A 23,149-nucleotide genomic window follows, 5' to 3' on the forward strand; every position below is an offset into this window, starting at 1 on the left:
AAATGGAAAAATACAGCCCGAGTGTTTCAGTCATCATCCCGGTCTACAATGAAGAAAGATACATTCGCAGATTTCTGACCTCTGTGATCAATCAGTCATTCTCAAAAGAAAAGATGGAGATCTTCATTATCGATGGATGCTCCACTGATAATACAATGAATATTGTCCGTGAATTCGATCTGCAATATCCAAATTTATTTGTTTGTTTAAAAAACGAATACCACACCGTCCCATTTGCATTAAATATGGGGATTTCACATGCAAAAGGAAAGTATATTATTCGTATGGATGCTCACGCTGAATTTCCCCCTGAATATATTCAACGGTGCGTTGATTATTTATCGACAAAACACTATGACAATGTAGGCGGACATTTAGTGACGGTCGGAGAAGGCTTTATAGGGGAAACAATCGCAATGTTGTTTTCCTCCAAATTCGGGGTCGGTTCTTGTCAATTCAGAACTGGTAATCAAAATGGTTTTGTCGAAACAGTTCCTTATGGAGCATTTCCTAAAGAGCTATTTAATCGAATTGGGAAATTCAATACGCATCTGACCAGAACTCAAGATTTGGAAATGAATTTACGGATCAAAAAAAATGGCGGCAAAGTTTTTCTTGCAAAGGATATTTACAGTAAATACTATTGCAGATCATCTCTCAAGAAAATGATCAAATATGCCTTAACAAATGGATACTGGTCGATTAAGAAAAATCACGTATGTGCTGGGTTGATTACAATCCGTCATCTTGTCCCGCTTATATTTCTTAGTTCGATTATCATCTTTTCCATTCTTTTTTCCATTCACCCATTTTTTCAATGGATGCTTATTCTGGAACTATCAGTCTATTTTCTTCTGGATTTATATTTCACCTATCAAAAAACATTTCATTCAATCAGGCAGTTTCCTTTGTTGTTTTTACTTTTTCCGATTTTCCATCTGTCCTATGGTTGTGGAGCACTGACTGGATTGCTGTGTATTCCTTTTCAAAAATCGACAATTCATCATGTGAACTGATATCAATTATTTGAAATACGAAAATATTGCCAATTCAATCAGTAAAGAATCGTTGTGATCCAACAATTCGAAATAGATGGAAAGAAGTAATCGATATGTATGTATTTATTCAAATATCCGGTTTTCAAGAATAACTTGATTCACCATTTGCAAATTTTCAATCGGAGTTTTTCCAGGCACTTCACATCCTGCTGCAATAAACGTATTTGCTCTGGATTTTCGGATACATGCAGCCACTGCATCATGTACTTGTTGTGTCGAGCCATGCAATAAAACAGATACGGGATCAAAATTACCGCAAATCGAGGCTTCATTGCCACATATACGGACAGCATCATCAAAATCGACCATCCAATCGATATCGATCATATCAGCGCCAGTAGCCAACATTCCTTCCAGCAAATGGTTGGTATTTCCGCAGATATGCAGCTTTGCCTTCGCTCCTCTGGCATGAATCGCATCGATAATTCTTTTTTCGTATGGGAAAACCCATTTTTGATACATTCGTTTACTGATCAGTGAAGCTGCTGCATCGCCGATACCAATAAAATCCACCCCGGCATCGATCTGTGCCTGAGCAAAGAGAATGGCCTGTTCCGTACAAAAATCCAGTAATGCGCTTGAAAATTCAGGTTCATCGACAATTGAAATCATCATGTTTGCCACGGTGTGCAAATCACAGGCTTCTGCGAAAGCGCCCTCTACCCATCCAAGAACCGGATATTCTTTTCCGACTTTTTCACGAAACAGTGACACAGCATTCACTCGATCAGTCATCCGGCGACCATTTTCCGGTTTAATGATGCACAATTTATCAAAGTTATTTAAGCCTTCAATAAAGGCTTTCTGCAAATACGGAACATCATCAAAGGGAAAGACCACCTCAGCGCCAAGATCTGTTGCTTCGCGAACAGGATCAGAAATAGCAGATAATAGATCAATTCCAAAAGTATCGCAGCAACGAAGATTTCCTTCCACCAGCAGCCGGTAATCCTGCACATATCGATCATAGGTCACATCAATAAATTTTGCAGCAAATGTCATCAGGATGCACAAATTCGGAATACGGTCAACCGAAAGTCCACCAATACGATTCATGACGCGTTCATATGAATTCATTCGTGTTCACCTTTACTGCTTTATTCTAAAAGCGCCTTTGCAGTATCATAATCAGTCATAAATATATCGACATACTTGCCCATAAATGCAGATTTGATTGCATCGACATTGTTTTTTCCGATTGCAGCTGCAATCTTTTTTGCGTTTTTCATTTCATCGATTGTTTTTCCTAATAACAGATCCGAAATCTCAGACGGGATCAAATTTCCAAAATTATCCAGAAATGAAATTCCAATCGATGCTGTCGCTCCTAATTTCATCAGGAGTTCGATATCTTTTACAGATAAATTCCTTAACAAAATTGAACCGGAAGGATGATTGATTCCATTGATCTCAAATAGGACAACATCACATTTTGACCCTAATTCAAGGACAGAGGCAATATCTGGTTCACTTTTTAGAATTTCTTTAGATTGTATATCGATCAATTTCGCCGGTGCATTGAAAGAAAAATTCCTGCCGCCTGACAAACTGGCTAAATTTCGGGCTAAATAATTCGCCTGATATTCTGTATTTAAAGCGCCGACATTTCCAATTAATGGGACAATTTCCAAGTTCTTTCGGTTAAAAGTGGTAATTCCATGAATCAGACTGCCAATTGTGAAACCGCTCAAGATTCCAACACGGTCATTATCGGCAATATAAGAATCCAGATTAACCGCAGCCAATTGTCCGAACTTTTCGACCCGTGACAAATGGTTCGTCTCATTGATTTTTAATACCAGTGCATCCCTTAGTTGATATCGCATAATTAATTCACGTTCAAGTCTCATTTCATTCTCAAACGGATTATTAATTTTGACAGAAATTAGATTTTTGTTCCATGCTGCAGCTAAAATCCTGCTGATTTGAGGTCGCGAAATATCCAATTCAGCAGAAATTTCCTTCTGACTTTTCTTTTCAATATAATACATATGACAAATCTTTAGAGATAGATAGATATTATCCGCTGCTGCCATGTATAGTTTCCATGTTTTTTTTCAAAGAATAGTATCCTTCAGGATTAATTAGATTCTGCAAACTGATAAATCAGAAATCCTTCATTTTCATAAACCTGTTTGAATTTTTCTTGATTCAATTCTTGAATCGTTTTGAATCGTGAGAAATGGTTCTTGTCCTCAACAAAATACCGGATACCCAATCGATCAGCCTCAGATTTCGTCGTTTCATATTGATTCAGATCTTCATTTGATATTAAACCGGCATGAACATCGGCAAAAAAAGCCAATGCCCTGGGTTTTCGAAAATAATATCCGTCATTGCCCGATTGATCAACGAATTCGTACAAATTCATTGCTGCAGGATTTGTTGCCTCTTGAATTTCATTCGCTTTTTCTTTCATATGAAAATATTCCGGAACATAGCCGATAATCAATAGAATTAATAGGACTGGAATAATTCTTTGATCAGTTTTAAGCATTTTTTGAAGAAAAATTATCCCAAACATCAATGAAAACGGAATTAATGCGAAAATATATCTTGATCCTTGAATAGAAGGGAATATAAGCAGCAAACCCAAAAAAAAGAACGAAAAGAGAACGACAAAATCGATTTTCTTTGAGGAATAAAGTGTTGAAATGATTCCGCCAATCACGAAAAAGATAAAAATTAGAACTATCGGTAAAACATCTGTTCTGAGGATCGATTTTGCCAAAATTTTTGAATAATAAACGATATTAAAAAATATCGTCCCTAAAGGATCTTTAAAAATCAATCGTAAATTGAAGTACGCACTTTCATGCAGCAACAGTTTCTGCATGATGATTAGAATTACTGTTAATACGATTGTTAATATGAGTTCTTTTTTTATTTTTTTATTCAGAAAAAGATAATACAGAATAAAAGATGGGATCAGTACAATTCCTGCTGATCGAGATGCATAAGATAACCAGATTAGAACGGCTATTAATATCGATTGAGATACAGTTGTCTTATTGGAAAATTTTTCAATGGCAAGAATTGCAAGCATTGTAAAAAACAAAGCTGTGAAGTCAGACAGGATCTGATCCAGTTCTATAAAATAATCCGGATTTAATCCGAACAAAATGACTACAAGGATGCTGATGAAAAACGAAAACCGCTTTCGAAAAAAAATAAATAATAAAACCAGATAAAGCACATAAAAAATCACACTGACTGTTTTTAACTTTATGAAATCCAATCCAAACCATTTATAAACCAGGGATAAAAAGAAGGGATACACCGGAGGATAAAGCCTGGGTGAATAAAGTGGTTCCCGCTCATTATAAATATATCCGGAATTCGAATACTCATGTTTTTCTGCGATATTCTTCGCCTGTTGAAGATACAGAGCAAAATCATCGCCCCAGCCATGACCATCGGTAAGAACCGCAGATAGCAGTACAAAAAGCAATACGATAGTAAATAGGAGAAGTAGTTTTTCCGTTAACGGTGAAAATCTGATTTTTAAGATTTTTTTTTGAAGATTCATGATTGTATTATAAAGTATAGTTGCTGTATCAGGACAGCACATTTCGAACCTGATTGTTTGTTGATTGAATTCATTACGAATGATTGTATATTTACCGATGCGGAGTCCGGGTATTAAATAAGTTATTAAATCGCAAATAAATACAAAATGGTTGTACTTGAATTTGATCCATACCTTGTTCTTCAAAAAAACATCCCATATAATGGACACAACAAAACTGACCATCATATTCTACTTAATTTTGGTCCAAGAGTCCAAAAAAAGCAGTATGTTAATCAATAATCACGAATTGATGATTTCTGAATGAGATTCAGATTTTCGCTAATGAGTTTCAAACGGATTTTTATACATACTGTAAAACAAACATAAACAGGGAGATTTTATGAAAAAAAGAGTACTTTTAATTCTGTTCTGTTTTGTATTAGCTTCAACACTGCTTTTTGCAGCATGCAATACAAAAACCGAGCCTACTGCGGCTCCTGTTATCGAAGAGACGAAAACAGTAGCCGAAGTTCCTGCCGCTGAGAAATCCGCAGATACCAGTGTAGCAACCGATAAAAAATCCGATGTTAAAGTTGCAATGGTGCTATCCGGCCCAATCAATGATGATGACTGGAATTCAGTGGGTTATAATGGCTTGAAAAAAGCCTGCGAAGAATTGGGTGTCGAATTCGCATATAGCGAAAGTGTTACTGACGCCGATGCAGAACGTGTAATTCGTGACTACGCTGCTCGGGGTTATCGTTTGATTTTTGCGCACAGTTTTTCTTTCGGTGAAGCAACTTTAAAAGTTGCGAAAGATTTCCCGGAGACAATTTTCATGGCCGGTACAGCAAATGAATTAACCGAAAACATGGGCACCTATGACAATCCGGATTATCAAGGAGCATACCTCGCCGGAATGCTTGCAGCCGGAATCAGTAAGACCGGTACCATTGGCTGGGTCGATGGAATGGCCTCGCCAAACATGCTCGCGAACTTGCATGCGTATCAAGCTGGTGCGTTGGAAATGAATCCTGAAATAAAAGTACTGCATACATTCATCGGTAGTTGGTATGATCCTCCAAAAGCAAAAGAAGCAGCCATTGCTCAAATTGAACAGGGAGCAGATGTACTGAGTTCTCAGGGTGTTGGTGTCATTGACGCCGCAATCGAAAAAAAGGTCTGGGCATTAGGTGCGATGACGGATCAGAACTTCATGGGTCCGGATGTTGTTCTTACCAGTGTTATGTGGGACTTATATCCGTGCATCAAGAATGTCACTCAGGAAGTAATTGACGGTACATGGAAAAGTGGAAATCGCTCTTATGGAATCGCAGACGGAGCAGTTTATTTTGCTGAATATCATGGTTTGGATTCAAACATACCTGCTGATGTTTTAGAGAAGGTCAATGCGAAATTCGACGCAATTAAAACTGGTGAATTTGAAGTACCGCATGATACAAGCGAAGTTAAATAGTCAGTTTTTTAGTCTGTAAAAACAAAAGAACATGGCGGCCAAAAATTGGCCGCCATGTGTTGCTCATTCAGGGGAAAATGATTTAAATGCATCCACCTTTGTCATCTCAAAAAGTAAATCTTCAAATGCAGGGAATCACAGTTCGCTATGGAAGTTTCATAGCCAATGATGGTGTCAATATTTCAGTCGATCACGGACAGACGCTGGCATTGCTTGGTGAAAATGGCGCCGGAAAAACAACTTTAATGAAAGTGCTGGCTGGAATCATTAAACCGGAATCCGGCCGGATTCAAATCAATGGGAAAGAAGTCCAAATCCTCTCGCCAATTCATTCTCAACAACTTGGAATCGGAATGGTTCATCAACATTTTATGTTGATTCCAACACTTTCAGTTGCGAAAAACGTTTGTATAGGTTTGAAGTCAGCAGGATATCCTTTCCCAAATATTTTGAAGGTTGAAAATGAACTTATAAAAATTTCTGAAAAATATAATTTGCAGATTGATCCAAAAGCAATTGTCTCCACCCTTTCAGTCGGAACTCAGCAGCGTGTAGAAATTCTGAAAGCGTTATATCGCGGTGCAAAAATACTTATCCTGGATGAACCTACATCCATATTAACCCCGCAGGAAACACATGGATTGTTTGGAATAATCAAATTTTTAACCGGACAAGGGTGCTCGGTTATTTTTATCAGTCATAAATTGAACGAAGTAATGGAGATCAGTGACCGTATAACAGTCTTACGTCAGGGAAAAGTAACCGCCGAGATCTCAAAAGATGAAACAAATGAAAAAGATCTGTCGATCTTAATGGTTGGCCATGAATTCACAAAAAAACGGACAATTAAGCCGGTTCCACCGGAAGCTTCAGAACTGGTGAAGATCGATCGGATAACCTATTTTGATGAACGAAAATTACCGGTATTACGAGAATTGGATTTGACAGTCAAAAAAGGTGAAATCCATGGCATTGCTGGAGTTGACGGGAACGGTCAGGTAGAACTGGCGAAAGTTTTAGCAGGTATTTTAAGACCGGATAGTGGTCGGATTTTCATCAATGGGAATGATGTGACAAAACTGTCACCCGGAAAGAGAATTACCGCCGGACTCGCACATATTCCAGGTGATCGGCAGCGATTGGGTCTGGTGATGGACGTTTCATTAGGAGAAAATTTCATTCTGGAAACCAGTGGGAAAGAGCCTGTTTCAAAACATGGGATTCTCAACTTCAATAACATTCGAAATACATCCAAACAATTAATTAAAGATTACGATATCCGCTGCATCAGCGTTGATCAGACAGCAGCAACATTATCTGGAGGGAATCAACAAAAATTGGTCTTGGCCAGGGAATTTTCAAGAATGCCCAAATTCATTATTGCCATGCAGCCAAGTCGAGGATTAGACGTGGGAGCAACTGAATTCGTTCATGAGAAGTTGCTTGAACAGCGGGAAAACGGAAACGGGATTTTACTTATCTCAACAGAACTTGATGAAATTTTCGAACTGTCTGACAGAATTTCCGTAATTTATGAGGGGAAAATTCTCGCCACTTTATCTCGGGAAGTAGCAAATCGAGAGCGTATTGGATTATTAATGACTGGAAAAACTGATGTTTAACAAAGCGGATAACCATAATATCGAACTTGAATTCAAAAAGCAACGTAGGGCTGAGACACTTACTGCAGCCGGATCCAGTATCGGTGCAGTAATCCTTGCGCTAATCATTGGGGCTGTCATCATCCGCTTATTGGGAGTAAATCCTTTTGATGCGTATCGTGCGTTGATAGATGGCGCTTTTGGCACAAAAAATAGTATTGCAGAGACGCTGCTTAGGGCAGTTCCTTTAGCGATAACCGGAATTGGTATCACTGCTGCGTTTCGCGCTTCAATCTTTAATGTAGGAGCAGAAGGACAACTTTACCTTGGAGCTACATCCGCAGTATGCGTTGGACTGGCATTTCCTACATTGCATCCTGCAATACTCCTTCCTCTCATGGCTATAGCCGGAATGATAACAGGAGCGTTGTGGGGAGGAATTGCAGTATTGCTCAAACTCAAATTCAATGCAAATGAGATGATCAACACGATCATGATGAACTATATTGCCATATATTTTGTTTCCTGGCTTGTTCATGGACCGATCCAACAGCCTGGTTCACCGCTTGGTCAAACAGCAGGCTTATCCGACAATGCGATTCTTCCGATCATATTAAAGCAAACTCGACTTCATATTGGATTTATTATCACGCTTTTAATGGTTCTGCTTACAGGTTTTCTGATCTATCGAACTGTTTGGGGCTATCAGATCAGAGTAACCGGGAAAAATATGTTTGCATCACAAGCTGCGGGTATAAAAGTTAAGTGGGTTTTCCTATCCTCAATGCTTTTCAGCGGTGCAATGGCTGGATTGGCAGGATTTTTCGAAGCTGCAGGAATTCAACACCGGATGATTGAAAACATCTCATCGGGATATGGCTATACAGCGATCGTGGTTGCGTTATTAGGGCAGCTCAATCCGTTCGGAGTTTTGCTTGCTGCAATACTATTCGGAGGCTTACAGATTGGCGCCAGTACCATGGAGACTGCAGTCGGTGTTCCGGCATCTGCAGTTACATTGATTCAATATTTGATCGTGATTTTGTTTATCGGACGAAAAGCGTTCAGTTTAATCATTCAACAAATGAAAAAGAATCGAAAGGTTGCAGCATGATTGGAGATCTTTTTTCTTTTCTGACATCATCCATTTTTGAAGGATTTCTTACTGCCAGCATGCGATTAGCAATCCCGATCATGCTCGCTGCCATTGGAGGAATTTATAACGAAAGAGCGGGGATTTCTAATATCGGTATGGAAGGATTTATGATCGTAGGCAGTCTGACAGGATTTGTCGTTTCCTATTATTCCGGTTCTGTTTGGATTGGTATTCTTGCCGCGATTTTTCTGGGGATCCTGCTTGGTCTGATTATGGGCTATTTCGAAATTACGTTGAAAGTCAATCAGGTAGTTTTTGGAATTTCTTTAAATCTTTTTTGTGTTGGCCTGACCAGCTTTCTTTTTCGAATTATCTTCGGAATTACATCGAATTCTCCGAGAATTACACCTCTTCCAACCATCATGATCCCGATCCTTTCGAAAATTCCGGTTATTGGACCAATTCTCTTTCAACAAACAGCTTTAGCTTATATCACGTATATTCTGGTATTGATCACAGCGATCATCATGTATCGTAGTGCATGGGGAATGAATATCATTGCTGCTGGAGAGAATCCTGAAGCTGCTGAAACGATGGGTGTTGATGTCATCCGGACACGCTATTATGCAATTATCATATCAGGTGTTCTATGTTCAATCGGCGGTGCATTTCTTTCCACTGCCAGTACAGGTCTTTTTGTTCAAAACATGACTGCCGGCCGTGGTTATATTGCATTAGCGATTTTAGTCATCGGGCGCTGGGATCCGTTTGGTGTATTTATAGCCGCATTATTATTCGGTGCAGCGGATGCATTGCAACTTCGGACGCAGCTTTTCAATTTCGACATCCCCTATCAGTTTTTAGTCATGCTTCCATACATCCTTTGCATGGTCGTTATGATTTTCTTCAGCAAATCATCTCGTGCTCCAGCTGCTTTGGGTGAACCGTATGACCGTGGAGGAAAGAAAAGTGAGATATAAAAGTCAAGAACTAACCTGGCCAGATTTTGAACGGATAGCAAAAGACGGTGCCATAGCAGTTTTCGCTGTCGGCGCTCATGAAGAGCATGGACCGCACTGTTGTCTGCAAACAGATACAATCATGTCGCAGGCGCTGGCTGAGAGAATCGCCGACCAGATCGATGCGATCCTTCTGCCTGCAATTCCTTACGGTGAATGTTGGTCAACTTCCAAATATCCAGGTACGATTTCCTTACAACCCGAGACGTTGATAGCGCTGGTTACCGATATCGCAAAAAGTTTACAGAAAAACCTTGTCCGAGCTTTATTAATCGTCAATGGACATTTTGGAAACCAATCGCCGTTATTCCTGGCATCAAGACGAATGAAAGAGATGCTTGATTATCCTGTTATGGTGTTGGATTATCCGGACATCGACAGGATTTTTTCTGAGATTTGTGAATCAAAACCCCCTGCTCCTGGTTTTTATCATGCAGATGAATTTGAAACATCGGTCATATTAGCTGTAGCTCCGCACACCGTTCAAATGGAAAAGGCAGAACCCGGATATCCAATTTTTCCGATAACCTACTCGGCTTGTCCGACATTCCTATCTGATTTCAATCCAAACGGTGTTTTTGGGGATCCAACAAAAGCAACCGCTGAAAAAGGTTGGTTAATTTTGGATGCGCTAACCGAAGCTTCGATTCCAATAGTTAAGACATTTATCGAATCTCTTTAAGAAAATTTATCATTCAGAAATAGGAAATGGAAACAGAATGAATCAAAATACGCTGGATAAGATTATTGAGAATAATTCTGATCAATATATTCAAGAGTTGGTTAGGTACTTACGACAACCCAGTCTTTCGGTAAACGGCGATGGAATTGAAAAAATGGTTGAAATAGTTGCTGAATCCCTGCAAACTCGAGGTTTTTCGGTTGAGATAATTCCGACAAATCATTGGCCTGTAATCTTTGCAGAACGAAAAGGCAGGAGCGATCGGTCGATTATTTTCTATAATCATTACGATGTTCAGCCGGGTGATCCGTTGAATTTATGGGTTTCTCCGCCGTTTGAACCTCAAATCCGGGACGGAAGGTTATTCGCCCGCGGAGCAATGGATGATAAAGGTCATTTAATTTGCAGAATTGCAGCCATTGATTCGCTCTTAGCACTAAACGACGAGCTTCCTTGCACAATCAAATTTCTTATTGAAGGGGAAGAAGAAATCGGAAGTCCGGACTTACCGACAGTTGTTGAACAATATAAAGATAGAATTCATTCTGATCTTTGTTTATGGGAATTCGGAGATGTTGATGAGGATGGTTATTCAATCCAATATCTCGGATATCGCGGAATGCTAAATATTGAATTAAATATACAAACAGCCTCAAGCGATGGCCATTCCGGTATCTGGGGAAATCTTATGCCAAATGCGGCCTGGCGTTTGGTTTGGGCACTTGCTTCTTTAAAAGATTCGAATGAAAAAGTTCTGGTTCCAGGTTTTTATGATCATATCATTCCTCCCTCGGAATCGGATATCAACTATCTAAAACAGTTGCCGCCAATGCGTGAAAAATATATCACCACGGCAGGATCAAATACGCTCGTTACCGGTGATCTTGATAATGCTGATCTGATTATCCAATCGGTCATGCAGCCAAGTTGTACAATCTGCGGACTAACTTCCGGATATCAAGGTGAAGGAGCCAAAACGATCGTTCCCTGCAATGCAAGCGCTAAAGTCGATTTTCGCCTTTCTCCGGGACAAGACGCAGAAGATATTCTGGCTAAAGTCCGCCGTCATCTGGATCATAACGGTTTTACGGATATCAGCATCAAAGTCCTTGGAAAATTATCTGCCAGCCGTACACCTTCAGATCATCCACTTGTTAAACTCCTGTCCTCTTCAGCAGAAGATGTGTACGGAAAACCGCAAAGAGTACTACCAATCTGCGGTGGCAGCGGTCCAGCATTTCTATTTGATGGGATTGCTGAAACTCCAGTTTTCACTGCAGGAATTGGCAATCCGCAATCTGCAATTCATAGTCCTAACGAAAACATTAAAATTGTCGATTTCGTGAATGGAATCCGGCATACAGCCAGGATTTGTCAATTGTTGGAGTTTTTCCCATAATAAGGAATCATGAGGAAGTCCGAAAAGTCGGAAAATTTTTTTCGGATGGTTTACAAATTACGATCCGGAAATAAACTGTCTAATGCGCTTTATAAACAGAAATTCGAAATGTAGATATAAGCTTTTCAAAAAAGTAGAAAAGAAGTTGTTGTGATTTTCTTTCGCTTCGCGTTAAAAAATCACAACAACTTCTTATTTTGTCCCAATTTCGAATCGCTATTTTATAAAGCCCCACTCTTTCAAAATCGGAAATTACTTTTAAGCTTTGCGTGCATTCTTTCTCATATCAAGAATAACCGCAACAATAATCACAACACCTTCCACGATTTGCTGCAAATAAGATTGGATTCCTAAAATTGTCATACCATTGCGCATAACGGAAAGCACCAAAGCACCAACAACAGCGCCCCAGACCGTTCCGATCCCGCCGGACTGACTGGTACCGCCAATTGTCGTTGACGCAATTGCAGTCAACTCATAGCCGGAAGCCAATCCGGGTTGGGCTGAGACCATTCGGCCGGTTGAAACAATTGCCGCAACGCCGGCGCACATCCCCATATAGGTATATACCCAAAGCAGGATTTTCTTTACGTTGACGCCAGATACTTCTGCTGCGTTAATATTTCCTCCAACAGCAAAAGTTCTTTTTCCAAAGCGTGTGTTATTCAATAAAATTTTTGTAATGATGATCATGCCCAAGTATATTACTACCGGCATTGGTATACCCAACAGTCGTCCCTGCCCGATAAATTCAAAGGATGGAATTAAGGTACTGACAGGTTTTCCGGATGTATAGATATACGCAAAACCACGGCAAATCGTCATCATCCCCAAAGTTGCAATAAAAGCCGGAATGCCGGTAAAAGCAATCAGACCACCATTAATTGCACCGCAAATCGCACCGATCAATAATCCAGCCAGAATGGGTACAATAATCGGCAGTTCGGCCATATTGGCAAAATATTTCGTAGATGCCGTACTGCTCTGGCCCAGACTGGCAGCTATCACAGCGCACAATGCTAAAATCGAGCCTACAGAAAGATCAATTCCTTTCGAAACAATTACAACGGTCATACCCAGCGCTAATATTCCATACACGGAACATTGCGTTAAAATATTCAAAATATTATTCAATGTTCGAAAGCTCGGTTTGATCATACTCATCGCAATAATCATTACGATTAATACAAACACGATTCCATATTTTGTAAAAATCTCTTGCAATCGATTTTGATGTTTCATTGAATCCTCTTTTATCCCTTAAAAATCATCTTGCGTTCCGGTTGCATACCGCATGATGGTATCTTGTGTCAAATCCGATGAGTTCTCCAACAAGCCTGTCATTTTCCCTTCATGCATCACCATGATTCTGTCGCTCATGCCTAATATTTCCGGCAATTCCGAAGAAACCATCACAATACATTTTCCTTCACTGGCGAGCATTGTGATCAATTTATAAATCTCTGCTTTAGCGCCAACATCGATTCCGCGAGTCGGTTCGTCCAGGAATAGGATATCGGGACCTGTCATCAGCCACCTCGCCATTAATACTTTTTGCTGATTCCCGCCGCTGAGATTCTGGATTGCCTGTTTCAGACTCGGCGTTTTGATCTGAATCTTCTCAACAAATTCATTACACCCTTTTGTAACTGCTCTGTCATCCACCAGCCCGATTTTTGAAAGGAATTGATCGTAATTCGGAATCGCAATATTTGAATCCACTCCCAATACTGCAAAAATTCCTGTTGCTCTGCGATCCTCTGTTAAAAAGCCCATTTTATTGGCTATGCCATCCATAGGGCTATTAATTTCGGCCAGTTTCCCATTAATCCAAATTTCGCCGGATATTTTTGGACGCATGCCAAATATCGTTTCAATCACTTCCGTTCTGCCAGCTCCTACCAATCCGGCAATTCCGAAAATTTCACCCTTTCGTACTTCAAAAGAAATATTATGAAAATACTTTTTATGAGATAAATTCTTTACTTCAAGGATTGTTTCACCAATCGTACACGGGATTTTAGGATACATCTCATCCATGGTACGGCCAATCATCATTGTAATGATTTGATCCATCGTTAATTGATCGATTGCTTCAGTGCCAACATTCTTTCCATCTCTGAAAACAGTTACCTTATCTGCAATTTCAAAAATCTCAGCTAATCGATGAGAGATATAGATGATTGAAGTACCCTGTTTTTTCAGTTTCCGGATAATTTTGAACAACTGCTGTTCTTCGTGTTCCGTCAAAGCAGAGGATGGCTCATCCATAATAATCAACTTGGCATCATAAGAAATCGCTTTCGCAATTTCCACCATCTGCATCTTTGCAACAGTCAAATTTACCATCAAAGTGCGAGGATCTTCGTCCAGTTCAATTTCTTGCAGCACCCTCAAGCTTTTGTTATACATTTCCTGATGATCGACTAGTCCGAATCGGTTTAACGGTTCTCTTCCAAGCCAAAGGTTTTCCATGATCGGGCGATACAAAACAGGTGACAGTTCCTGATGGATCATAGAGATACCCATCGTCAATGCCTGTGCAGTTGAATAATGCTCAATCTTTTTTCCAGCAAAATAAATATCTCCGGAAGAAACCGGATACAATCCGATCAAACATTTCATTAATGTAGACTTGCCGGCTCCATTCTCACCTACCAATGCATGAACTTCACCATAACCGACATTCAGATTTACACCTTTGAGGGCTTTCACACCTGGGAAATTCTTCTCAATGTTCACCATCTGCAGAAGATCTTTTTCTTTTTCCATCGTTTCTCCTCGTAGGATTTTTTTCATCTTGAATTCAAAAATATTCTACTAACTATAGAAAAGAAAGTAAAAGACTTTTAATCACAAGATGCATGTAAATTTCCTAAAATAAAAAATCCAAAAAAAGAGGAGGAAGGGAATTCCTTCCTCCCTCCTCTTTAATTCACAACCAATAAATTATTCGAAATCTGCAATGTTTTCAGGGGTTACCAGAACATACGGAATCATCGTAATCGGATCGACTTTTTCACCGGCAAGAACTTGCATGGCAATTTTCATTCCACCTTCGCCCTGCCCTTTGCCATCCTGCAACACAGATGCATCCAGACGTCCTTCTTTAATCGCTACCTTAGCATCGTCAATCAGATCAACACCCATTACGATTACTTTGTCTTTTATTTTTGCAGCTTCTAACGCTTCAATGGCGCCAAGTGCCATTTCGTCATTATTTGCCAGAATCGCTTTCAATTCATCACCAAAAGCGGTAATCCAGTTTTCAGTAATGGACATACCCTGATCACGCTGCCAGTCACCGTTTTTCTCAGCCAACAGTTTGTAACCAGGATATTTATTCAGAACCTGTTTGTTCCCTTCAGTTCGAGCAACAGCAGCTTCATTGGAAAGCATACCGACAAGGATCGCATAGCCTGCTTTTGCATCTTCGCCTAATTTTTTGACAAGATATTCAGCCTGGAAAATACCGGCATCGATTGATTCCGAACCAACATAGTACGTGTTGGCAGGAATTTCTTCAGCCTTGAGCCCAGCGAAGGGATTTCTATTGACAAAAACGAGCGGAATTTTTGCTTCGGCAGCTAATTTGATAATCGGATCCATCGCGCTTGTATCGACCGGGACGACAACCAATGCATCAACGCCTTCGGAAATAAAAACCTTGATCTGATCCTGCTGTTTAATAACATCTTCGCCAGCATCCGAATAAGAATAATCGATACCATTTGCTTCCGCATAGGCTCTCGCATATCCTTCGATCACAGTCTGGAATGTATCATTGAAGTTGTTGCAGGAATAACCAATTTTGATTTTATCCGCAGCGCTTACTGCTCCGGGAAGAACTCCCATGGCAAGGACAACAATAAGAATTAATACTAAATACTTTTTCATTATCTTCTCCTTAAAAATATAGAAAACTTATAACAACTTACACAAACTGGATTTTGCCGAAACGCCTGCAATAATGGAAAACGATTTGGGATTGCAAACGTTTACAACGGTATAACTGATTATATCAAGTCTCGAGTAAATATATAGATGATATTAAGCTATGATTCTTAAACAAATTATATGACATAAATCATAAATTGTTATTCTAAAATCAATAATACGATTCGTATTAAGAGGTGAATTTTTTTTATCGTAGTTCGTTTACGTTCTGCGCAAAAACAACACGATAACAAAACTTCTCTCTTAGGTCAAAAGTTCTTACCCGATTTCGAATTGCTGGTTTGAAAGGTTATTCAAAAATTCGGCTTTTAGTTTTACAATCAATCGATCATATATGAAAATATCTGCATTTTTTCTGCAGTTCTCGATCTAATTCTTGCAGGATATCTAAAATTCGATATGCACGTCTGGCAATTGAAAATTACCTGAGAATGAAAAATAATCCTTTACAGATCGAGGATTCACAGCTCAGTAATACAGATCGCAAATATACCCGCAGACAGAATTGCAGATTATTTTCGACAATATATTAAATTCCATGAAAAGGAGCATATATGGAAAAGGTAAAAATTGGAGTTGCAGGGTTGGGTCGTTTAGGAAAAATACACGCAAGAAATCTGGCATTTAAAATTCCCGGAGCAGAATTAACCGCCGCCTGCAGTTTATTGGAAAGCGAATTAGCCTATGCAAAAAATGAGCTGAATGTTCAGGACTGCTATACCAATTATGATGAAATGCTTGCCAAAGCAGATATTCAGGCAGTTGCAATCGTCACGTCAAGCGGAGAACATTGCAAACAGCTTGCTGCGGCGTTAGATGCGGGAAAACATGTTTTTTGTGAAAAACCGTTGGGCATCACAGTGGATGAGTGCTTTGCAGCGGAAAAAGCAGTTGAAAAGCACCCCGAAAAAGTCTTTTTACTCGGTTTTATGCGGCGATTTGATCCATCGTATGTATATGCCAAAGCGAAAATAGAAGATGGTGCGATTGGAGAACCTTACCTTGTAAAAGCAACGGGAGTCGATCCTTTGAAATATATTGAGGGCGCACTAAAATTTGCAAAAACAAGCGGCGGCTTGTTCATCGACATGGCGATTCATGATATTGATCTGATGCGATGGTTCCTTAAATCGGATCCTGTCTCCGTTTATGCTGTCGGATCCAGTTATGGATTCCCACAATTTGCAGAAATCGGTGATGCCGAAGCCGGTTGTGCACTCTACAAATTTCAAAATGATGCGATGGGAATCATTCACACAGGACGAACTGCAGCTCACGGATATCATATCGAAACAGAAATAGTCGGTACAAAGGGATCGATCCGGATCAGTCCAGTCCCGCAAAAAAATCTAGCAATTTTATACAACGAACAGGGCGTTGTCACAGAATGCGTCGAAGCGTTCCCGGAACGTTTTGATGAAGCCTATCGCTCAGAATTACAGTATTTCATTGATTGCGTTCTGACCGGTAAAACTCCTGAAATCAATGTTTATGATGGAACACGATCAACTCAAATCGCATTTGCCACAACGCGTTCTTTTAAAGAAGGCGCATTGGTTCATATCCAATATTCAGATTGAAAGTTAAATTCACAAAAAGGCAGTAATCCCCGAATTTCGAAATATAAGAGTCTTACGAATTAATTGAAATAGCTTATAGGTGCGTTGGATGAGCGTGAAACGCAAAAACAACACACCTATAAACCATCCTCATCAAATATCGGATTACCGATTTTCTGTAATAATTTGTGAAAATAAATTTGCCAGGATATTGAATCTCAGCTTATTTTTTACCATTGTTTTCAAATAATCTTAATAAATCATCATATTGATATCGGTCAGCCATTTTTCGCAACTGATAAGAGAGATTCGGCGAAATGTCCGAAATTTCTTCAATTAACTCCATTAATTTATCGAATTGAGCATTCAAGGTAACGTTTTTTAACTGACTGAGCATTGTCGCAGGGATTAATGCCATATCAGAACGGGTTAATAAGGACTCTTTCAAATTCTTCTGATTTTCTGTCTCAACTTGCTCTTCTTGATAAATAAAGATTTTTCCAAGTTGTTCCTCAATTACGGAAAACAGTTCATAATCCTTAAAGGGTTTGCTGATATATCCACGCATTCCGCTATCCATAATTTTCTGTGTATCCAGATTCAGGACGGTTGCAGTCAATGCAATAATTGGTGTCGATTTGGTTAATTCCATCGCAAGAATTCTTCTGGCTGCTTCAAACCCGTCGATATTGGGCATTCGAATATCCATAAAAATCAGATCTGGCTTCACTTTTTGCACAGCTTCGATAGCTTTTCCGCCATCTTCAGCAACCATCGTTGTGAAACCAATCGGATCCAGCAAATCTTTAATGACGAGTCGGTTTTCTTCATTGTCATCCACGATTAATATGCGAATATCGTTTAAACCCGGTTTCAGACCGATAACCTGCTTTTCAATACGATCGACCGGTTTACTGATTTCTTCACATTCCTGAACTTCGATGACCACATGAAAACAGCTTCCTTTGCCAGGCGTACTGATCACAGTAATATCGCCTCCCATTAATTTTGCGTGTCCTTTGCTGATTGCCAGTCCAAGGCCTGTTCCGCCAATTACTTGAGATCCCCTTTGAGTTTGTTCAAATTTCTGGAACAACTTTGGAATATCATCCGCTTGAATTCCGATGCCGGTATCTTTGACATCGATAAACAAATTCAAACTCCTCGGGTCAGAACTCGAATTATTTTTCTCAGCATGGCAAATAATAGAAATTTCACCCTCTTCAGTAAATTTCACTGCATTTCCGATCAGATTGATTAATATTGCTTTTAATTTATTCTCATCGGAAATAATGAATTGAGGCAATTTTGAATCAAGTTGAACGGTTAATATCAGATCCTTCCCTTTAATTTTTGGGATGAACATATTTTGAATATCTTTTATCAGAGACGGAAGAGAGAACTCAGCAGGATTATATGTGGAATGACCGGCTTCAATTTTTGACATTTCCAGAATCTCATTGATGAGCGTTAATAGGTGCTCCCCAGACCGGTTGATGATGTCTAAAAATTCGCGATTTTTTTCATCCAACTGGTTGCTTTTGCGGATTATTTGTGAAAAGCCCAATATAGCATTCATTGGAGTACGGATTTCGTGGCTCATATTCGCTAAGAATATACTTTTTGCTTTATTGGCATCTTCCGCAGCTTCTTTTGCAGCTTTCAATTCACTTTCCATTTGCTTCTGGCTTGTAATATCCTGCAATACTCCGGAAATAAGCATCCGCTTTCCATTTTTATCCCGCAAGACATTTCCAGTCTCATGAATCCAGATATTTCGTCCGTCAATAGGTCTTTTGTAAATAAATTCAACATCAAAACGATCTATTTTCCCTGATATCGTATCGTAGATTGCTCGAAATGCTTCCGTTGCCAAGTCAAAATCTCCAAGTCGGGCATTTATCAGACAATCTTTTTCAAGACTATAACAATGGTCATTTCGAACTTCTTCACCGCAGATTTCTACGACACGATCAGAGGCATAAAAATTACCCTTGTTATCCAACGGGATATACCAATAGCCCGATTTTGACAGCTCAAAGGCTATATCTGAAAAATTGTTGACTCTTCGGATTTCTTCTTCAATTTCTTTCCGCTCAGAATTATCAAAAACAGCCGTTCGGCTTCTGATAAAGTTGCCATCGGAATCATAAATACCGACTGCGCTGATAATGACAGGAAATACGCTGCCATCTTTCCGCACATATTCAAGCTCCAGATTAGAAATACTCCCGTTTTCTATAAACTGCGAAAAGGTCGCTTTAATTTTCTCCTGGCTTTCCGGGGTCGCTATTTCCAATTCAGTTTTTTCTCCAACAATTTCTTTTTCGGAGTATCCCAACCACTTCAATTCAGTTTCATTGATCATTTGAAATACTCCATTTCGATCCAATGAATGGTATCCAATCGGCGCATGATCATATAAATCCTGAACCTCGGCAGTTCGTTCATCGACACGCCTTTCCAACTCTCTGGAAAGATTGCGATATTTTTCTTCACTCTCACGCAACTTTTTTTCATTATTCCGCTGGTCAGTTACATCACGGATGATCAAAACCGCTTCACCAGCGACCGAATTTGCTACGACACGTGATTCATAAGTGAATACTTGACCTTCCCGCTGCAATTGATATTCAAAAAATTGAGTTCGTTTTTCTTCAAATGCCTTTTCAACCGCTCCCATACAGACAGAGCTGATTTCCTCTGAGATTAAATCTCGAATATTCTTTCCGATGAATTGATCAGGCAGGTCAAGAAACAAGAAATCGCCAGCAGAGTGATAATCAAGGAATGTACCATCTTTACGAATTCGGAACAATAAATCGGGAATTGCGTCAACAATGACCTTATTTCGATGTTCACTGGCAATCAGGTTTTCTTCAATAATCTTTTTTTCTGTAATATCCTGGACAGCTCCATTGATACCGATCAGCCGATGATTCTCCGCATCCCATACGGGCCGCGAATAGGATCGAACCCAGACAATTCTTCCATCTTTCGTTACTGTTCGGATATCGCTGATGATCGATTCATTTCTGCGCAGCTTCTCCATATCCCGATCATCAATCTTAAGATCTTCCGGATAGACATGCGCTCGCCATCCGCCATGATCCAGGTATTCCTGAAACGTGTATCCGGTAATTTTTTCAAAAGCGCCGCCAACCCAACTCGTTCTGACGGATCCGTTTTCATCTACAACAGATGAAAAAATATAATCGGTTGTTACCCCAAGAATCGAGCGGTATCTTTCCTCATTTTCCAGATTTTTTGCATTTGCCTCCATTAAATGGCGTGTTCGCTCGTTGACTTCTTTTCGCAGCAGCGCAATCCACCCCATTGCAACACCAAGCAATAGTATTGCGGAAAAAAGGAATATTAAAACAATTCTGGGCCATTTTCCAGTTGTTGACGGATTTAACCAGCGATCTGCAATTTTATAATAGACTGATCGTGTATCATTTTGCCATAACGCCAACTGAATATCAATTTGATCCAGTAAATCGTGATTTTTTCCATTATCCACTGCGAAGAACAAGGAGGATGGAAATAGAAGGATATTTGTCTTTTTTAACTCATACTTTTGGGTGTGATAGTCGCCAAAAAATTGATTTGTAAGTGCAGCAGCTACAGTTCCATTAGACGCTAACTCGAAAGCCTCTGATTGCGAATTAACCAGTACGATTTCGACCGAAAGCTTATCTTTAGCGATCATTTCCTGAAAAAGAGGAAGTTGAATTGAGTCTCTTAGAATTGAGATTTTTTTTCCTTCTAATTGGTTGATCCATTCAATCGGGAAATCTTTATTTGAATATATCCGAGACCAGCTTTTAAATACGGGAATTTGATTAAAATCAAATATTTCATCTCGCTGCGGGGAAAAGGCGACATCAGGCATCAAATCAATGGAGCCGTTATCTAATGCTTCCAGGCATTCATCCCATTCGCACGGGAAATAATTGATGGACCATTTTTCTTTATATGCGATTTCGGACAGTAAGTCGACAAAAAAACCATCCGGATTTCCCTCTTTATTCAAAAAGATTTTTGGCTCGTTTTCATATAATCCTACACGAATTGTCTTACTTTCTGATTGGACCGATGGAACAATGAACATCAACCAGAAAATAAGAAAAAACAGAGACAAAATCAGATTTAGTATTCTGGGACTTCTTGTTTCGAAAAACATAAAGAATTTCATAGTATTTTTCATGTAGAATCCGTGATGAAATCAATAAATCATATAATTTATATTTGATCAATTTATCGTTTAGTGATTAAAAATTTGAAAAGGAATATTCGATTTTCATTACGTTTTACTCTTTTGATTATACTCAATCCATAATCCATTTGATCAGTAATTCAAAATATGGAAAAACCTTTCGAATAAAAAGAGGAAATATGTAGCTCTTATGGTTTTTACGCGGAGCCTAAAACCATAAGGACCAAACGGATTCATTACAAATTTCAAATTACTGACCACGGAGAAATCAATTCGCTTTCTTATAATTTTATCAATAAAAATAAAAGCCGGTATTGTGAAAAAAAGCCACAATACCGGCTATATTATTTTTGGATATCTATATAAAACTCTTAAAACAATGACTCATGCGGGTGTTTTTCATCAACGATCGACAAAATATAAGAACCTGCCGCACCTGCGATAAATAAAACAATACATACAGCAATAGACCATCCACTGACACCGCCAGGAATAATCGCTGCTGTTGATCCAACAACAACGCCAAGAATGAAATGATACATGTTTGTATAATATTTTTTAAATAACCAGTTAATTAGTTTGGCAAAAATCAGAACCACAATAACAACACCCAGAATTAAAGGAATAATTACGCCAAAATTAAACTGACGAATTCCGCTTGCCATCGGTTGATACAATCCCAGATAAATTAAAAAGTTCGAAGGGGACATTCCGGGTACCACCAAACCCAACCCGGTTAATGCGCCGCTCATCACCCAAATAAAGAAATTCGGTGTCAGCGTGACATTCCGAATTGTCTCCATCCAATTCATCAGGAAGAAAGTTCCCAATGCAACACTTAATAGAAGGATCCAATGCCAAGTTTTTCGTCCTTCTTTACCAGATGTTTTGATCAGCGAAGGGAATGTTCCGGAAATAAAACCAATAAACAACCAGGTAAATTGAGCTGCAAAATGCGTGAAAGCATAATCAACCACAGCGGAAAAACCAACAATTCCCAGAATTCCACCAATGCCTACCGGCAGGAAATACCGAATATTTTCAATAAATTTATGCCGTAAATTTGCTAAAAAGCGGATTAACGGTTCGTAAATTCCGAAAACCACCATTAATACACCCCCGGACAAACCTGGGACGATTGCACCGATACCGACCAGGACACCCTTGATCAGTCGAATGACCCATTCGATAACGATGTTTCCTGTTTTTTTGGTTTTTAAATTTTCTGTCGAATCTACATTACTGTTAATTTCTGTGTTTTTGAGGTTTTCCATTTGATTCATCAGGTTTTTCTCCAAAATTCAATTTAAGAATACTGTTCCTTATTCTATCTCACAAGTGAGAAATACTTCGAAGTTCGTGCACCAATCAGCGAAAAAAATCATTATTTCTGCAAAAATCGCATTAATAAACAAGGTCAACAATTTAAAATTTGGATTGACTTTTTGAATCAATCAAAAAAATTTGTTGTTCTTATGGTTTTGCGCTAAGCGCAAAACCATAAGAACAACAATGAACTCTTTCCGAATTTCAATTACCGGGACAAGTTGCATTATTTCCGGATTTTGATT

16 protein-coding genes are annotated in these 23,149 nt (G+C 39.2%); 8 read left to right on the forward strand and 8 right to left on the reverse strand.

Annotated elements, in window-relative coordinates; genetic code table 11:
* Nucleotides 1–2: 2 nt before the first annotated feature.
* On the forward strand, nucleotides 3–1,016 hold the full coding sequence (locus tag ATC1_RS13075; RefSeq protein ID WP_062283111.1) for a glycosyltransferase family 2 protein: 1,014 nt from the start codon (nucleotides 3–5) through the stop codon (nucleotides 1,014–1,016).
* A 105-nt stretch (nucleotides 1,017–1,121) separates the two neighbouring features.
* Here ATC1_RS13075 and ATC1_RS13080 read toward each other — a convergent pair whose 3' ends face one another.
* Genes ATC1_RS13080 through ATC1_RS13090 form a run of 3 tightly spaced genes read right to left on the reverse strand, consistent with a single transcriptional unit; the run spans nucleotide 1,122 to nucleotide 4,587 of the window.
* A complete protein-coding gene (locus ATC1_RS13080; protein ID WP_062283114.1) occupies nucleotides 1,122–2,135 on the reverse strand; it encodes a uroporphyrinogen decarboxylase family protein in 1,014 nt (337 codons plus the stop codon).
* A 20-nt stretch (nucleotides 2,136–2,155) separates the two neighbouring features.
* The gene (locus ATC1_RS13085) at nucleotides 2,156–3,094 is read right to left on the reverse strand and encodes a sugar-binding transcriptional regulator (protein WP_062283117.1); all 939 of its coding nucleotides are present in this window, start codon (nucleotides 3,092–3,094) and stop codon (nucleotides 2,156–2,158) included.
* A gap of 44 nt (nucleotides 3,095–3,138) precedes the next feature.
* The gene (locus ATC1_RS13090) at nucleotides 3,139–4,587 is read right to left on the reverse strand and encodes a glycosyltransferase family 39 protein (protein ID WP_172667791.1); all 1,449 of its coding nucleotides are present in this window, start codon (nucleotides 4,585–4,587) and stop codon (nucleotides 3,139–3,141) included.
* Nucleotides 4,588–4,969: 382 nt separating this feature from the next.
* On the opposite strand from ATC1_RS13090, the gene ATC1_RS13095 reads away from it, so the two are divergent.
* The 6 genes from ATC1_RS13095 to ATC1_RS13120 all read left to right on the forward strand — a co-directional run bounded on the left by ATC1_RS13095 (nucleotide 4,970) and on the right by ATC1_RS13120 (nucleotide 11,843).
* On the forward strand, nucleotides 4,970–6,046 hold the full coding sequence (locus ATC1_RS13095; protein ID WP_062283124.1) for a BMP family protein: 1,077 nt from the start codon (nucleotides 4,970–4,972) through the stop codon (nucleotides 6,044–6,046).
* A gap of 86 nt (nucleotides 6,047–6,132) precedes the next feature.
* A complete protein-coding gene (locus tag ATC1_RS13100) occupies nucleotides 6,133–7,668 on the forward strand; it encodes an ABC transporter ATP-binding protein (protein ID WP_201777288.1) in 1,536 nt (511 codons plus the stop codon).
* On the forward strand, nucleotides 7,661–8,761 hold the full coding sequence (locus ATC1_RS13105) for an ABC transporter permease (protein WP_062283128.1): 1,101 nt from the start codon (nucleotides 7,661–7,663) through the stop codon (nucleotides 8,759–8,761). The genes ATC1_RS13100 and ATC1_RS13105 overlap by 8 nt, the downstream gene beginning before the upstream one ends.
* A complete protein-coding gene (locus ATC1_RS13110) occupies nucleotides 8,758–9,723 on the forward strand; it encodes an ABC transporter permease (protein ID WP_062283131.1) in 966 nt (321 codons plus the stop codon). The genes ATC1_RS13105 and ATC1_RS13110 overlap by 4 nt, the downstream gene beginning before the upstream one ends.
* Nucleotides 9,713–10,444: a creatininase family protein gene (locus ATC1_RS13115; RefSeq protein WP_062283134.1), complete on the forward strand. Its 732-nt coding sequence runs from the start codon at nucleotides 9,713–9,715 to the stop codon at nucleotides 10,442–10,444. Before ATC1_RS13110 ends, ATC1_RS13115 begins: the two co-directional genes overlap by 11 nt.
* Before the next feature lie 37 nt (nucleotides 10,445–10,481).
* On the forward strand, nucleotides 10,482–11,843 hold the full coding sequence (locus ATC1_RS13120; RefSeq protein ID WP_062283136.1) for a M20/M25/M40 family metallo-hydrolase: 1,362 nt from the start codon (nucleotides 10,482–10,484) through the stop codon (nucleotides 11,841–11,843).
* A 258-nt stretch (nucleotides 11,844–12,101) separates the two neighbouring features.
* On the opposite strand, the gene ATC1_RS13125 is transcribed toward ATC1_RS13120, so the two are convergent.
* The 3 genes from ATC1_RS13125 to ATC1_RS13135 form a co-directional block, all read right to left on the reverse strand.
* Nucleotides 12,102–13,085: an ABC transporter permease gene (locus tag ATC1_RS13125; RefSeq protein WP_062283140.1), complete on the reverse strand. Its 984-nt coding sequence runs from the start codon at nucleotides 13,083–13,085 to the stop codon at nucleotides 12,102–12,104.
* An 18-nt stretch (nucleotides 13,086–13,103) separates the two neighbouring features.
* Nucleotides 13,104–14,615 (reverse strand): sugar ABC transporter ATP-binding protein, encoded by a 1,512-nt coding sequence (locus ATC1_RS13130; protein WP_062283144.1) that lies wholly within the window; start codon nucleotides 14,613–14,615, stop codon nucleotides 13,104–13,106.
* Nucleotides 14,616–14,792: 177 nt separating this feature from the next.
* Nucleotides 14,793–15,740: a sugar ABC transporter substrate-binding protein gene (locus ATC1_RS13135; RefSeq protein WP_062283148.1), complete on the reverse strand. Its 948-nt coding sequence runs from the start codon at nucleotides 15,738–15,740 to the stop codon at nucleotides 14,793–14,795.
* Nucleotides 15,741–16,354: 614 nt separating this feature from the next.
* Here ATC1_RS13135 and ATC1_RS13140 point away from each other — a divergent pair.
* Nucleotides 16,355–17,380, forward strand: a complete 1,026-nt coding sequence (locus ATC1_RS13140) for a Gfo/Idh/MocA family protein (protein WP_062283151.1) — start codon at nucleotides 16,355–16,357, stop codon at nucleotides 17,378–17,380.
* Between the two features lie 202 nt (nucleotides 17,381–17,582).
* Here ATC1_RS13140 and ATC1_RS13145 read toward each other — a convergent pair whose 3' ends face one another.
* On the reverse strand, nucleotides 17,583–21,569 hold the full coding sequence (locus ATC1_RS13145; RefSeq protein ID WP_082174804.1) for a PAS domain S-box protein: 3,987 nt from the start codon (nucleotides 21,567–21,569) through the stop codon (nucleotides 17,583–17,585).
* Between the two features lie 380 nt (nucleotides 21,570–21,949).
* Nucleotides 21,950–22,861 (reverse strand): DUF368 domain-containing protein, encoded by a 912-nt coding sequence (locus ATC1_RS13150; RefSeq protein ID WP_201777289.1) that lies wholly within the window; start codon nucleotides 22,859–22,861, stop codon nucleotides 21,950–21,952.
* Between the last annotated feature and the right edge of the window lie 288 nt (nucleotides 22,862–23,149).

This window comes from Flexilinea flocculi (assembly GCF_001192795.1).
Lineage (GTDB): Bacteria > Chloroflexota > Anaerolineae > Anaerolineales > Anaerolineaceae > Flexilinea > Flexilinea flocculi.